The 13,930-nt window shown below is 67.8% G+C and carries 12 protein-coding genes; 2 read left to right on the forward strand and 10 right to left on the reverse strand.

Translation table 11 applies throughout. The annotated features are described in order from the left end of the window. Positions 1-48 precede the first annotated feature (48 nt). Together WME73_RS39610 and WME73_RS39615 are read right to left on the reverse strand one after the other, a co-directional pair. A complete protein-coding gene (locus WME73_RS39610) occupies positions 49-2,202 on the reverse strand; it encodes a glucan endo-1,3-beta-D-glucosidase (protein WP_437912992.1) in 2,154 nt (717 codons plus the stop codon). Positions 2,203-2,463: 261 nt separating this feature from the next. Continuing rightward, complete coding sequence (locus WME73_RS39615) at positions 2,464-3,051, reverse strand: peroxiredoxin (protein WP_437912993.1); 588 nt, start codon at positions 3,049-3,051, stop codon at positions 2,464-2,466. Between the two features lie 591 nt (positions 3,052-3,642). Between WME73_RS39615 and WME73_RS39620 the strand changes: the two genes are divergently transcribed. After that, entirely contained in the window at positions 3,643-4,827 is a 1,185-nt protein-coding gene (locus WME73_RS39620; RefSeq protein WP_437748087.1) for an acetyl-CoA C-acyltransferase, read from the forward strand. Next, positions 4,824-5,708 carry an MBL fold metallo-hydrolase gene (locus WME73_RS39625; RefSeq protein WP_437741447.1) on the forward strand — a complete coding sequence of 295 codons (885 nt, stop codon included), beginning with the start codon at positions 4,824-4,826 and terminating at the stop codon, positions 5,706-5,708. The genes WME73_RS39620 and WME73_RS39625 overlap by 4 nt, the downstream gene beginning before the upstream one ends. 183 nt (positions 5,709-5,891) lie before the next feature. Here WME73_RS39625 and trpS read toward each other — a convergent pair whose 3' ends face one another. The 8 genes from trpS to WME73_RS39665 form a co-directional block, all read right to left on the reverse strand. Beyond that, positions 5,892-6,992 (reverse strand): tryptophan--tRNA ligase, encoded by a 1,101-nt coding sequence (trpS, locus tag WME73_RS39630; protein ID WP_437912994.1) that lies wholly within the window; start codon positions 6,990-6,992, stop codon positions 5,892-5,894. 253 nt (positions 6,993-7,245) lie between these two features. After that, positions 7,246-8,712, reverse strand: coding sequence for a B12-binding domain-containing radical SAM protein (locus WME73_RS39635; RefSeq protein WP_437912995.1), 1,467 nt, complete (start codon positions 8,710-8,712; stop codon positions 7,246-7,248). Next, on the reverse strand, positions 8,709-9,878 hold the full coding sequence (locus WME73_RS39640) for an MFS transporter (protein WP_437741450.1): 1,170 nt from the start codon (positions 9,876-9,878) through the stop codon (positions 8,709-8,711). Before WME73_RS39640 ends, WME73_RS39635 begins: the two co-directional genes overlap by 4 nt. A gap of 25 nt (positions 9,879-9,903) precedes the next feature. Continuing rightward, positions 9,904-10,500, reverse strand: a complete 597-nt coding sequence (locus WME73_RS39645; RefSeq protein ID WP_437912996.1) for a hypothetical protein — start codon at positions 10,498-10,500, stop codon at positions 9,904-9,906. Between the two features lie 3 nt (positions 10,501-10,503). Continuing rightward, complete coding sequence (locus tag WME73_RS39650; protein ID WP_437741452.1) at positions 10,504-11,181, reverse strand: hypothetical protein; 678 nt, start codon at positions 11,179-11,181, stop codon at positions 10,504-10,506. Between the two features lie 176 nt (positions 11,182-11,357). Beyond that, on the reverse strand, positions 11,358-11,519 hold the full coding sequence (locus tag WME73_RS39655; RefSeq protein ID WP_437741453.1) for a hypothetical protein: 162 nt from the start codon (positions 11,517-11,519) through the stop codon (positions 11,358-11,360). A gap of 826 nt (positions 11,520-12,345) precedes the next feature. Continuing rightward, entirely contained in the window at positions 12,346-13,332 is a 987-nt protein-coding gene (locus WME73_RS39660; protein ID WP_437912997.1) for a hypothetical protein, read from the reverse strand. Between the two features lie 89 nt (positions 13,333-13,421). After that, positions 13,422-13,907 carry a M23 family metallopeptidase gene (locus WME73_RS39665; RefSeq protein WP_437912998.1) on the reverse strand — a complete coding sequence of 162 codons (486 nt, stop codon included), beginning with the start codon at positions 13,905-13,907 and terminating at the stop codon, positions 13,422-13,424. Positions 13,908-13,930: the final 23 nt, after the last annotated feature.

Consider the following 13,930-nt stretch of genomic DNA (forward strand, 5'->3'; position numbering starts at 1 on the left):
ACCGGCTCAGCGCCGCGGTGAGCTCGATGGCGAGAGAGGGCGGCCGGCTCAGGGCCGCGTGGCGATCCAGTAGAGGAGCGCGGTCCGGCTGAGACCGTCGTCGAGCGTGGTGAGCGCCTGCGCGTCCTCCCAGGCCGCCTCCTTGTCGACGGTCGCGTGCGCCGCGATCAGGAACGCTTTCCAGGGGTCCTCCGCGTCCTGCGTGGTCTCCGAAATCACGGGCCACGTGTCCTGGACCCAGTCCTTGGAGATGAGCGACTCCGAGATCGGCGTGATCGGGAGCAGCTGGATCCCATAGACGTACTCGGGGTTGGGGCCGAACCACGTCCCGAAGTCGGCCTTCGTGGACCAGAGCACGCCGACGGCGCCGTTGTTCTTGAACGGCTCGGGGTAGACGGTGCTGTCCGCGGTCACCTGCCAGTACGTCTGCGCCGAGGCCGTCTCCATGGCGAGGAGCACCCGGCCGAGGTTCTTCACGTCCTCGTTCTCGAGCGCCTCGCCGAGGAGCTGCATGCTGTACCAGGCGTTGACGGCCTCGGAGGTCGACTCCTGGTTACGGCCGTCCGCGAACGGGAACAGCCCTGACGCCCACGAGTGGCCCCTGAACCAATCCATGTTGCGGAACGGCGTGAAATACGTGTCCTTGGTGCTCGGGTTCGCGATGTCCCGGACGAGCCAGAGCGCCTTGTCCCCGTACTCCTCGCGCCACGCCTCATCGCTCTTCGCCAGCACGGCGGCCGCGTAGAGGAAGTAGCCGTAGTGGAAGTGGTGATCGTTGTAATACGCCTGGCCGAAGTCGGCGGCCTGGTCCGCCAGGCCGTTGGTCGTCACGAGGCCGCCCCAGGTCGTGTCGTAGACGAGGGGGTTGCCGTTCTGGCCGTTGAGCCACGGGTTGAGGCGCGACTTGAGCCGCGCCCTGAGCTCCTCCGCGAGATCCGCCTTGCCGACCACCTCGGCGATCTGCGCGAGGCGCGCGAGCTTCGCGATCTGCTTGCCACCGAAATAGGGGTCTGTCCCGGCGACCGCCTCGTCGGGCATGAAGCCCTTGTCCTCCTCGAGGGCCGCGATGATATCATCGCCCCAGTCGTCCGAGACGCGGCGCGGCGCGTCCCAGCCGATCGTGCTGAGCGGGTACTCGAGCTCCCAGCTCGCGCCGGAGATACCCTTCATCTGGCCAATCACGGTCGGGTACGAGACGTCCGCCGCCTTGAACATATCGAGGTGATCCAGATGGTGCGGCAGCGCCATGGTCAGGAGATCGCCCTCGCCCTCGGCCTTCCAGACGAAGCGCACCCTGGCCTCGTCCTCGGTGACCGAGGCCTCGATGTCGCCGCCGACCGGGATGGCGGCGGCGTGCTTGTCGAGCACGGCCGCGGCGTTCGGCCCGGGGACGAGCGCGAGGCGGAGCGAGCCCTCGTACGGCTCGTCCGCCATCATGGAAAGGGCGTCCCACTCGAGGCTGATCTCGGGGAACGCATAGAGCACCCACGTCTGGCCGTTGTTGAGCGTGATCTCGAATCGGTCGCCCGTGACCGTGGTGGGGCTCGTCGACTCGCCGTTGACCTCGGTGATCGCCACGCCGTCGCCGGCGCGGACGGAGGGGGCGAGCCCGTCGTACGTGGCCGTCACGTACGGCATCCCGTACACGATGGGCGCCGTCATCGTGCCGCCCTGCGCCGCCCACTCCACGGTGACTGACAGGAGATCGGCCGACTTGACGGTGTGGCCGGCGAAGGCCTGGCGCGCGCTGAGCGCGAGCTGCGTCAGGTCCGCCGAGGTGACGGACGCGCTCTCCACCACGACGCCGGGCCGGGAGATCGACAGCGCCTGTCCGACCGCCTTGAGGTCGTACGGCGCGGCGTTGATCCGCTGATCGCCCTGGCCGAGCGCGAAGTTCATCCAGGTGGCGTTCGTGGGGAGCGGGGCCTTGAGATCGGCCAGCACGGCGCCCGGCGCGAGCGGGTGCTCCGCCTCCGTGAACTCCGGAGCGACGTCCGAAAGCGGCTTGCTGCGGTCGAGATCCCACGTCTCGACCGGCACGCCGCCGGTGCCGCCGGTGCCGCCGCCGCCGTCCCCCCCGCTGCCTCCGCCGCCGTCGCCCTCGGTCACCTTGGGCGGCGGCTCGTCATCGCCGCACGCGGCGATCGCGGACAGGCAGCTCAGCAAAGCAAAAGTCCGTAGCATCGGATGCTTCAACATCATGATCCAGCTCCCTCGCTCCCTCGCTCCAGCGCTCATCGCTCCACCTGCCACGAAGCGGATCGAGAGATGAGCCCTGGTGTCGTGGTAGTTTCATCGATTTGCAAGCAACGGCACAGATTCTTTCATGAAGCGCCGGGCCCGTCCAGCTTGGCGAGCCCGCCGCCCCCGCGCCGGAGGCCCTGGCGATGCCATCCATCAGGCGATCGACAGCCCGCACGCCGCGAGTCGGCTATGTCGTTGTCCGACGGTTCACGGGGTCCTTTATCGCGTCTTCGCAGGCGCCTTGGCCGCGCTCTTCGCAGGCGCCTTGGCCGCGCTCTTCGCGGGCGCCTTGGCCGCGCTCTTCGCGGGCGCCCGTGCTCCAGGCGCGGGCGGCGCCTCGCGGCCGCCGCCTCCGCGCACGAGCGCGAGCACCTCGTCCGCGTGTCCGTCGACCTTCACGGCGCCGAAGGCGTGCTTCACCGCGCGGTCGGGGCCGATGATGAAGGTGCTCCGGATGGTGCCCATCACCTTCTTGCCGTACATCGACTTCTCGCCGTAGACGCCGTAGGCGTTGTGCGCGGCGAGATCCGGATCGCTGAGGAGCGTCACCCCGAGATCGTACTTGTCCCTGAACTTCCGGTGGCGTTCGACGGAGTCGCGGGAGACGCCGAGCACGACGGCGCCGGCCTCGGCGAAGGCGCGCAGGGCCGCGGAGAAGGCCTGGGCCTCGCGCGTGCAGCCGGGGGTGTCGTCCTTTGGATAGAAGTAGAGGACGACCGTCTTGCCCGGGAAATCCGCGAGGCCCACCGTCTTACCGCTGTCGCTTTCGAGAGAGAAATCGGGGGCACGATCGCCTGCATTCACCATCGCTCGTTCGCTCCTTGTCCGCCCGGGCGCAGGGAGGACAGCCCCCCTTCCCCATCGGCGCGCACGATATCACGCGACGTCCCCGGCGTACCACATAGCGCCCCCCGGCCCGCGCCAGCGTCGCCGCGCGCCGCGCGCCGCGCCCAGGCGACGAGTCGACGGGGCCTCGGGCCGGAGGGCGCGGACGCTCAGGGCCAGCCCGAATCCGGCTCGGGCGGAGCTTGGTTCCGTCCGAGAGCGGCCGCACGACGACTGCGCTCCACTCCCGGTTTCGCGCGCCTGCGCACAGCCGCGGCGCCCGACCCGCAAGGCACGGCGCGCGGCGGCTGGGTGGGAACACACGATCTCGAGGAAATCGCGAGGAGCAGCGTCGCGAAGAGCCCGGCCGGCGGAGCGAGGCAGGAGGGCGATCGATGTGAACCCGCGAACCGAACGAACCGCGCAGGCAACCGCGCGCGCGACCCCGCAGACAGCGGAGCGTCCCCGGGGCCGGCTTGCCCCCCCAGGCCAACCGAGGTACCCAAGGCACATTCGCAAGGCGCATGGCTGGCGTCATCGAATGAAATGGCATCAGCGCTGCTGGAGGAGATCATGACCCTGCCCGTCCCCGTGTACATCGTCGCAGCGGCCCGGACGCCGATCGGCGCGTTCCAGGGCGCACTCTCGCCCTTGCCCGCCCCCCGCCTGGGTGAGGTCGCCATCCGGGCGGCGCTCGAGCGGGCAAAGCTGTCTCCGGAGGCCGTCGAGGAGGTGTTCCTCGGCAATGTCCTGTCCGCCGGTATCGGGCAGGCTCCGGCCCGGCAGGCCGCCATCTTCGCCGGCATCCCGAGCAAGGTGCCGGCCACCACCGTGAGCAAGGTCTGCGGCTCGGGCCTCCAGGCCGTCCTCTTCGGCGCGAAGACGGTGGCGCTCGGCGACGCGGAGGTCGTCGTCGCCGGCGGCATGGAGTCGATGTCGAACGTGCCCTACTACCTCCCGCAGGCGCGCTCGGGCTACCGCATGGGCGACGGCAAGCTCGTGGACGGCATGATCCACGATGGCCTGTGGGATCCGTACGGCAACTTCCACATGGGCACCGCGGGCGACGCGTGCGCCAGGGAGCACGGCTTCTCGCGGGAGGCGCAGGACGAGTACGCGAAGGAGAGCTTCCGCCGCGCGGTCGCGGCCCAGCGCGAGGGGCTCTTCGCCGCGGAGATCGCGCCCGTCTCCGTCCCGCAGAAGAAGGGCGACGCCGTGATCGTGAAGGAGGACGAGGGCCCGCCTGCCGGCAAGCCCGAGAAGTTCGCGTCCCTGAAGCCCGCGTTCCAGAAGGACGGGACGATCACCGCGGCCAACGCGTCGTCGATCAACGACGGCGCGAGCGCGCTCGTCCTGGCGAGCGAGCGGGCCGTCAAGGAGCACAAGCTCACGCCGCTCGCGCGGATCGTCGGCTATGGCGGCGCCGCGCAGGCGCCCGAGTGGTTCACGACGGCGCCGGCCGCGGCCATCGCGAACACAACGAAGAAGCTCGGCATCCCGACGGACCAGATCGACCTCTTCGAGGTGAACGAGGCGTTCGCGGTGGTGGCGCTCGCGGTGAACAAGCTCTCCGGGCTCGACGCCCAGAAGGTCAACGTCCGCGGCGGCGCGGTCGCGCTCGGCCACCCGATCGGCGCGAGCGGGGCGCGCATCTTGACGACGCTGCTCTTCGCCATGAAGGACCGGAACGCGAAGCGCGGCCTGGCCACGCTCTGCATCGGCGGCGGCGAGGCGCTCGCGGTCGTCGTGGAGCGGTGATCCGCCCGCAGCCCGTCGGGCCCGGCGTGCGCGGCGTGGAGGCCTTCCCCGCGCGCACGCCGACCCTGCCGCCCGCGACCCACACGAACAGCTACGCGCTCGGCGGCGGCGAGGTGCTGCTCGTCGAGCCGGCCACGCCGTACGAGGACGAGCGCCGCGAGTGGCTCGCCTGGGCGCGCGGCTTCGCCTCCCAGGGGCGGTCGCTCGTGGCGATCGCGGTGACCCACCACCACGCCGACCACGTCGGGGGGGCGCGATTCTTCGCGGCCGAGCTCGGCTTGCCGGTCTGGGGGCACGCCGAGGCGGCCCCGCGCCTCCCGGGCGTCCCGCTCGCGCGCCGCCTCGCGGACGGGGAGGTGGTGCGGCTCGGCGGGCCGGAGCCGACGGCGCTGCGGGTGCTCCACACGCCGGGGCACGCGCCCGACCACCTCTGCTTCCTCGACGAGGCGCAGGGCGCCCTGGTCTGCGGCGACATGGTGGCCGGCGAGGGGACCATCCTGATCGATCCCCGGGAGGGCGACATGGCGGAGTACCTCGCGCAGCTCGATCGGCTCGCGGGGCTCGGGGCGCGGGTCGCGCTGCCGGCCCACGGCGGGCCGATCGACGCGCCGGAGGCGCTGTTCCGGCGCTACATCGCGCACCGGCTTGGGCGGGAGCGGCTGGTGCTCGCGGCGCTCGAGGCGGCCGGCGCGGGCGGCGAGGGCGGCGCGAGCGGCACGTCGATCGAGGCGCTCTTGCCGATCGCCTACGCGGATACGGCGCCGCTCGTCTGGCCGCTCGCGCGGCTGAGCCTGGAAGCACACCTGATCAAGCTGGAGCGCGAGGGGCGGGCCCTGCGCCGCGAGGACCGATGGCGGCGCGCGGCGGGGAACGACGCCTGACCGCGCGCCGGGCAGAGCGGGATCACCTCGCGGAGGCGTCGCGCACGCGTTCGCCGCCGTACCGGCCGATGAAGCGCCGCGGTGATGCGTGGCGACGCCATGGCGGCGCTGCGGACGCCGCGGGGAGCGACGAGGACACGAGCGGCGTCGCGCCCGCCCTGCTTCTGGCCGGGCGCACGACAGTCATATCTCCATGTTCATGACACGGCGGACTTCGCCGAGGGTCTGTTCAGCCACCGCGCGCGCGTCCCTGATTCCATTGCGGAGAACCGACTGAATGTAGTCGGGATTGGCTTCGAGCTCACGCCGCTTCGCCCTGATCGGGCGGAGGAGCTCGTTGAGCGTCTCAGCGAGAAGCGATTTGAGCTTGCCGCCTCCCCCGTCGCCGATCCGCGCGGCCACCGCATGCGGATCTTCCCCGGTCGCGAGCGACACGAGGAGAAGCAGGTTGGACACCTCAGGCCTCTTTTCGGGGTCAAACGTGACGACGCGGTCGGAGTCGGTCTTCGCCTTCTTGATCAGGGCCACTGTCTCGTCTTCCGTGGAGCTGAGCATCACGGCGTTTCCCCTGCTCTTGCTCATCTTCTGGGAGCCGTCGAGCCCGAGGATGACAGGAGCTTTGCTGAGCAGCGGCTGCGGCTCGGGAAAGACCGGCTGTCTCTTCGCGAACCGGTCATTGAACCGGCGCGCGATGGTCCTTGTGATTTCGAGATGAGGGAGCTGGTCTTTTCCCACCGGCACGAGGTTTCCCTTGCAGAAGAGGATATCGGCCGCCTGGTGAACCGGGTACACGTACATCCCCGCGTTGATCCTCTTGAGGCCCGCAGCCTGAATTTCCTCTTTCACCGTGGGGTTCCGGTCGAGCTCCGCGTTCGTCACGAGCGTGAGGAATGGAAGCGTGAGCTGATTCAGCTCGGGAACATGACTGTGAGGAAATATCACAAGATTGCCAGCTTCGGGGTCGAGCCCGGCCGAGATATAGTCGATGACGAGCTGGCGCATGTTCTCGGAGATGTTCTCGAACGTATCCCTGTCGGTGAGAACCTGATAATCGGCGATGACGACGTACGTGGGCACTCCGAGCTCGTGGATCCTGACCCGGTTCTGCAGCGATCCGAACAGATGACCTACATGGAGTCTCCCTGTCGGCCGGTCTCCGGTCAGTGCGCGGTACTTCTTCGGATTCTTCGGAAGATCTTCCTCGATCTTCCTGCTTCGCTCAACGGCAGCTTCGAACGTTCCGTATTCAACTCTGTCGTCGCCTTCAATCGCTCGTGTTTCCATCCTGGCCCCTGCGATAGCTCGACGTGCCGAAGCGGCTGAGCCGAACGAGCATAGCGAAGAACCCGGGCCCTGGTCAATATTTTTCCGGATCGCACATCAGCCATTAGCGGAGCTCATTCCCCGCAGGCGACCGAGTGAAGGGCTGCGCCTCGAGTGCACAGACGACTTGTGTGATGCGCTCAAGCCCAGGTGGGGTGGTCGACGCGCGCGCTCCTGCGCGATGAGGTGGAGCGGAGGCCGGACACGGCGGATCTCAGGAGAGGACCTTGAGGTGCCTGCCGCGCGGCGCGGGAGGCACATACCGTCCTGCACCCGTCGTCGCCGGCGCGTGGTCCAACCAGAATTGACGAGACTTCAGCCGCTCCGGGTCGGTCCCTGCGCCGAGCAGCTGCAGCAGCTCCGAGGTGAACAGCGTCAATCTCCCGTGGAGCTTCTCGACGATCATCTGCCGCAGCCACGCCCTGTCGGAGCTGCGGTTCCAGAACAGCTTGATCATCTTCTGGTGCAGCCGCGCCAGCTCGAGGTCCTCCGCGGACATGGCGTCGCTCCGCTGGATGACGCAGCTCCGCGCCGTATCGTACGTGAAGCCCATGCCCTGGATATCCCGCTTCAGCTCTGCGTTGGGCAGGATCTTGAGCGTGCTCGAGAAGATCGCGACGTCCCCCAGCCCGAAGCAGTAGTCGATGGTCGCCAGCCAATCGGAGAGCGACTCCCCGGGCAGGCCGATGATGGTATCGATGTACACGTTGATGCCCGACGCGATCAGCATCTGGACCGAAGCCGCGACCCTCTCGAAGTTGTTGCGTCGCTTGATGAACTCCAGAGTTTGACTCTTCGTCGACTGCAACCCGAGCTCGACGCTCTTGATCCCGGCCATTCGCATCAGCTCGACCATCTCCTGGTCACAGCGCTCCGGCTTGACCTCCGCCTCGATTTCGAGCTCATGGCCATGCGCTATGATGAACCTGAGGATCTCCTTCGTCCTGGCTGGAGAGACGTTGAACGTGCTGTCCAGGAACACGATTTTCCTGGGCGCGAGCGCGAAGATCTCCGAGAGGTCCTTCTTGATCCGCTCCATCGAGTGCGAGCGGAACGCCTTGGCGCCCTGATCGCAGAACGTGCACAGGTACGGGCAGCCTCTGGCGCTCTCGTACAACGCCACCCCCGTGGCGGCGACTATCTGCCGCAGATCATCGAGATCGGCGTAGGGGCTGGGCAGGTAGTCGATGCACTTCTCGTACGTCGGCTCGCCGCCCCAGCGCACGACGCCCGCGGCGAGCACCCCCACGTTCTCGATACCTGACGGGACCGCTCCACCACGAGCGATCCCCTCGACGATGTGCAACAGGGGGATCTCGCCTTCGCCGACCACGGCCGCGTTCACGGTGCCGTCGATCAGGAGCCGCTCGACCTCTGCGGCTCCCTTTTCGATTTGGGGGCCGCCCAGGATGATGAACCTCGAGTCCGACAGGGCGCGCACACGCCTCGCGATCTCGAGGTTCTTCTGCTCGTTCCACACGAAGCACGAGAGGCCGATGATATCCGCCTGATCTCCCTCGATGTGCGCCAGGATGTCGTCCAGGGGCGCGCCGCACTTGAACGACCTGACCTCGACGGTCAGCCGCGCGACGTGCAGCCTCAAGTATGCCTTCAGCGCATAGAGCCCGAACGGGTAAGCGTTGTAGCCGTCGTCCGCCAGATCTATCAGCACCAGTTTCATGTGACCACCTGACTCCTACGTCGACCAACCAGGATGGCGAGGCTCGCGAGCGCCAGCAGCAGCCCCAGCAAGAGCAGCTGAACGTCCGCCTCGACGCGCTCGGACAGGAGGACCACGGCCAGGGTGGACAGCATGGATCCGCCGAGCATGGTCAACCTCAAGAGCGACGACAGCCGCCCGATCATGTGCACCTCGGCGCTCTCCTGGACCAGCGCTCTCGTCGCCACGCCGAGGTTCACGAACAGGAATCCGAACACGAAGATCAGGAGGCCGATCAGGGGCCGGCCCAGCGAGGGGACCGCTGCGAGGACGCAGAGCACGAGGCCCATTCCCCCAGAAGTCCAGGGCGCGTGCTTGTCCGCGCGCAGCGGGGACCTGGCCGCGAGGCGCGATCCGAGCAGTACACCTGCGCCCTGGGCGGCCATCATCATGGAGATGCCGTTGAGCCCGATCGATCGCAGCCTGAAGAAATAGATGAACAGAATGCCCAGCGAGCCGACGGCGACGTACGTGGCGAACTGGACAAAATACACCATCCGCAGCGCGGGGCGGTTGGACAGGTACGAGGCGGCGTCGCGGATGTCGCGGTGGAAGCTGACGCGCTCCCCGCGCGGCTGTGGATCCCTGATGTAGACGTGGCTCGCCGCGCTGAGGAGGAAGCTCGCGGCGTTCAGCGCGAAGACCGCCTTGTAGCCCACCACCCCGGCCAACCAGGCGCCGGAGGCCGGCCCAAGGATGAGCGTGGCGCCCTGCACCGCCGAGAAGAGCGACTGCGCCTTGAGCACGCCTTCGTGTCCGACGTTGTTCTTCATGACCGCCTGCTGGAGCGGAAAGAAGACCGAGGACGCGACGCTGTTGATCGCCGCCAGGATGAGTATGACGACGACGGGCGTCGCTCCGCTCACCGCCAGCAGGCACGCCACCGACGCGCCGCGCGCCGCCTCGGCGATCACCGTGAGCTTTCGGTGCGAGAGGTTATCCACGAGGACGCCCACGAACGGCACCGCGACGAGCGCGAAGACCCCCTCGACCGCGAAGATCGCGGTGCTGTGGAGCTTGGATCCGGTGAGCTCGTAGTACCAGTACGGCAACAGCAGGACGTGCATGTTGTTGAACAGGATCGAGATCGACTGGATGGCTGCGTATCTGCGGAATGCTCGGTCCATGGCGGCTCGACTTCGCGGCGTCAGGTCACAGGGAGCTCATCGAGTGGCTATATTTCGACGAGTGCAGGAGCACCGCGTCGGAGACGCGCTCCCTGAAGCCGGCGACCTCGCGGAGAAAACGGTCGTCCGCTCGCTCGCCATTGCACTCGAACTCGACGGCGTAAAACCGCAGCAGATGCGTGTTGTCGGTCGCGTACGCATCGACGACGTCGAACGTGATGAACACAGGCTGCGGGACGGTCTGCACCACGACGTTCCGCCGCTCCGACACGAGAACGAGCCTGGGCGCGAGCGGCGCCGAGAGGCCGACCGAGCGCTGAAACACGTCCACCATGGCCTGCACGTCCGCATAGTCGCTGCACCTGAGCTTGCGTTCTTCTCTCGCGACGTAGCCGTCGTGGATGGCGACGTTCCTCTTGTGCAGCAGGCAGTGCGCCCCCCGCGGCTCGGTCACGAAAGAGGCAGACTGTTGCGACCGATGGAGGAGCAGCTGGTCCGAATCGATGTAGACCCGCGACTGGCGCAGCGTGTACTGGAGCGCGTCCTGATAGCGCTGGACGTACATCCCGCGCAGCTCGGGGAAGTCGCGCTCGGCGATGATGAACGAGGCTTCAAATTCCATGAGCTACCTTCTGCCCACGCACAACGCGAAGACGCTCTCCGCGGGGACGCCGAGCGCCGCGGAGAACACGCCCACGGCGTACTGGAGATGTTTCTCTCTCGGGAGGAAGTGACCCGAGCAGTTGTTGATCAGCGCGAAGACGATGTCGGATCCCCCCTTGACGAATATCGCCTCTCCGGAGCAGGCGGAGAGGAGGTCACGGTCCTCCAGCAGGTGAGCGTGGGTGACCCTCGCGCCGTCCTTCCGGAAGAACATGTCGTGAACCGCCATGGGCTCCGGGTTGATGATGATCTCGCCCCGCCTGTCGATCGAGTAGATGTAAAATACAGCGTCGGCGACGCTGCGCGGGTCGAGGCGACGGTACGCACATCCGCTGAGCGGCGCTCCGCCGGGCCGCTGGGCGATGAACGCTTCCCGATCGTACTGAAGGTACGAGCGCCCGCCGAGGTCGACCTCGCGGACGTGATCCGCGTGGATGCTCGGGAGCAGGCTCGTCGATACTTCGGCGTAGTGATCCCTGAGCAGCGAGTAGCGGGACATCACGTCCACGTTCTTCCGTACGTCTCCGCAGCGCCAGTTCTGCTGCAGGCAGTCGAGGAACTGCACGTACTTGACCAGCAACGCCGCGCTCGAGTAGTAGCCGTAGCGGTCAACCAGGGACTGAAATTCGCTGTTTCGCATCTGCGTCACATGATTTTTTCGAATTCCATGTTACATGCGCCGACCCCGGCCACGTGACGCGGAGTCGGTCGACAACGAGGACAGGAGCGAACGCCAGGGAAGGTCGAGCGACGCACGGCGGCGCCGCGGCGAGACCCTCCCTGGCGCTCCCCTGGTCTACGCCCAGACCTGTAGGATCAGGTCTCGGGCCACATCGCGATGCTCAGGCGGTTGTTCACCTCGCTCTCCTCGATCCGGCGGACGGCCTGCAGGACGTTGTCGAGCGTGATGCGGCTCAGGGCCGGCGAGGCATCGTTGGTCTGCTGAACGGCGGCATTGTTGGCGATCTCGGTGTTCATATTTGCTCCTGTATACTGTACTGGGTTGGTGTCATGCCCGAGCGACGGCGCTCAGGCGTCCATGTGCGAGTGGAAGACAAAGCAAGACGATTCGGAGGATGCCAAGGGCGAATCGCCACGCTCACCTCAGGGGACAGAACGCTCCTTGCGCGAGCGAGCGCCCCTGGGTCTCATCCTCGGAAGCCGTTACGACGATCTCTTCGATATCAAGCGGACAATCCCCCCTTTTCAACTCGGCTCCATCGCCGGACTGTTGTTGTTTTGTGTGACGCCGCGTATCTGGTCAAGCATGCATTGCGACGGTATCTTGCTCGATGGTTTGGCTGCTTGAGACGGTAAGCGGAGCTGGGCGATCGACGGAGAATCACACCATGATTCGTTTGGTCAATCGGACAGCTGAGCGCGCTCCGCTGCGTCGACTATCCTGCGTCGCCGCGACCAGCTCGCAGTGAGCTTACCTCTGCTCCTCCCACCAGGTGATGTTGGTTCAGCCGAGCTCCCCTCGAGGTGGCAAGCGCCTGTCATCGACAGGCATATCCGGCTGCTCGCATGGCCCCCGCAGGGAGGGCGCCGCGCCCGACGATGGTCAAATCACAGTCTCGATCGTTTGTCGCAGGGTGCACGCGTCTCCGCTTGCACGACCGGACCCCGCGAGCAGCATTGCACGTTCCGCGCCATCGTGGGAGCCGCTCCAAGTCGGCCCGATCCGCGCGCGACTGAGCGTGTTGAGGCCTCAGCCGCTGCGGCGGTCAGGCGTGCTGGGATGGCCGCCATGACATGGCAAGGCCGGATGTCACGATCCTAGCGTGACATGTCACATGACATGTCACAGCGCCGGCGTGGCCGCTCGCTCGGATGCGCCTCGAAAATTCACCCGTTCAAGCTGGAGCGCGAGGGGCGGGCCGGGCGCCGCGAGGGCCGATGGCGGCGCGCGGCGGGGAATGGCGCCTGACGGCGCGGCCGGGCGAAGAGGGCTCACCTCGCGGAGGCGTCGCCGCTCGCGCGCCGCGCGTCGCGGTCGCGCTGCCGCTCGGCGATCCGGCGTGCCCGCTCGGCCCGCTCCGAGGCGATCTGGCTCGGGGATTTCGTGCCTGCCTTGATGGACTCCGCAGCCCAGGACTTCGCGGCGTCCTTGCTGGACATGGAGCAAACAGGACCTGTGGCGGTCGACGTCAAGGTGGTTGCGCGGCCCGACGAGCGGCGCGCGCGCGGCGCGGTCCCCCGCGCCGTAGCGGCCGATCACCTCCTGGATCGCGACGACGGGGCCGTAGACGAGCCGCCGTGCGCTGATGAGGACCAGGGACGCGCCCGCCATGAAGAAGAGGACGGCCGCGACGCCGGCGGTGGTCGCGCGCCGGCCCAGACGCTCTATGAGCGCCTGGGACGCACGGGCCTGATGGAGGTTGATCTCGACCAGGCGGTCGAGGGCCTCGAACGCCTCGTCGAAAGCGAGCGAATCGGTGGCCAGCGCCGGCGCGTCCGGCGAGGGGGGTGAGCCGCCGGCATCGCCGGCTCGACGCCCGACGAGGTATTCGTCGACGCGCCGCTCTGCGTCGACGAGCACGCCGCTCTCTTCCTGGCTGCTCACGTAACGGTGAGCCTGCGAAAGGCCCTCCCTTAGCTCGATCTCCCACTCGTGGAAGGTGGAGATCGGCCCGCCGCTGGCGGACCCGGCGCCGCGGTGGATCTGATGTGCATCGCGGAGGAGGTCGATCTGCAGGCTGTGCACCAGGCGGACGCTCTCGATCGCGTCGCCGAGGATCCCGGTGGCCTGCTGCATGGTCGCCGAGGCGGCCATGAGCGCGGCGACCACGGCGATCGCCGCGCCCGTGAGGAGCGGCAGCGCCGGCGAGCTCGGCTCAACAGCGCTGGCCGATGATGGGCGGCGTCACGGCGCAGGTGTCACTGGCACGCCTGGGCGGCCGTGTTCCGGCGGAGCCCGCAGGCGAAGGCGCCGCCGCCGCAGCTGAAGACGCTGCAGTACTCGTGCACCTCCCTGTACCCGTTGGGGTAGGTTTTTACCTCGCAGTCCGCAGGGCTGTAGTCGCACACCTCCTGGCAGCGGATCGGGCCGGTCGTGCCGTCGTTCGCGTCCGTGCACGGCCGCTCGTCGAGCTGGGTGGTCGACGTGAACCCCACGTCCGCCTGATCATCGAAGTGCCCCGTGCAGAAGTGCGCGTCGGTGACGGTGCCCTCGAGATAGCTCCGGATGTCCGGCGAGAAGAAGGGCACCGGGTTCGGCGCCTTGTTGTCGGCGACGCGGCGGACCTCGAAGTGCAGGTGGTCGTTGTCCGGCCAGTCCGACGACTCGCCGATCTCCTGCCCCGGGACGACGAGATCGCCCTCCGCGACCAGGGTCGACGCGGCGTGCCCGTAGATGACGTACACCGAGCCATAGCGGATCGTGAGAT

The organism is Sorangium sp. So ce302 (assembly GCF_051530145.1).
Classification (GTDB): Bacteria; Myxococcota_A; Polyangia; order Polyangiales; family Polyangiaceae; genus Sorangium; species Sorangium cellulosum_B.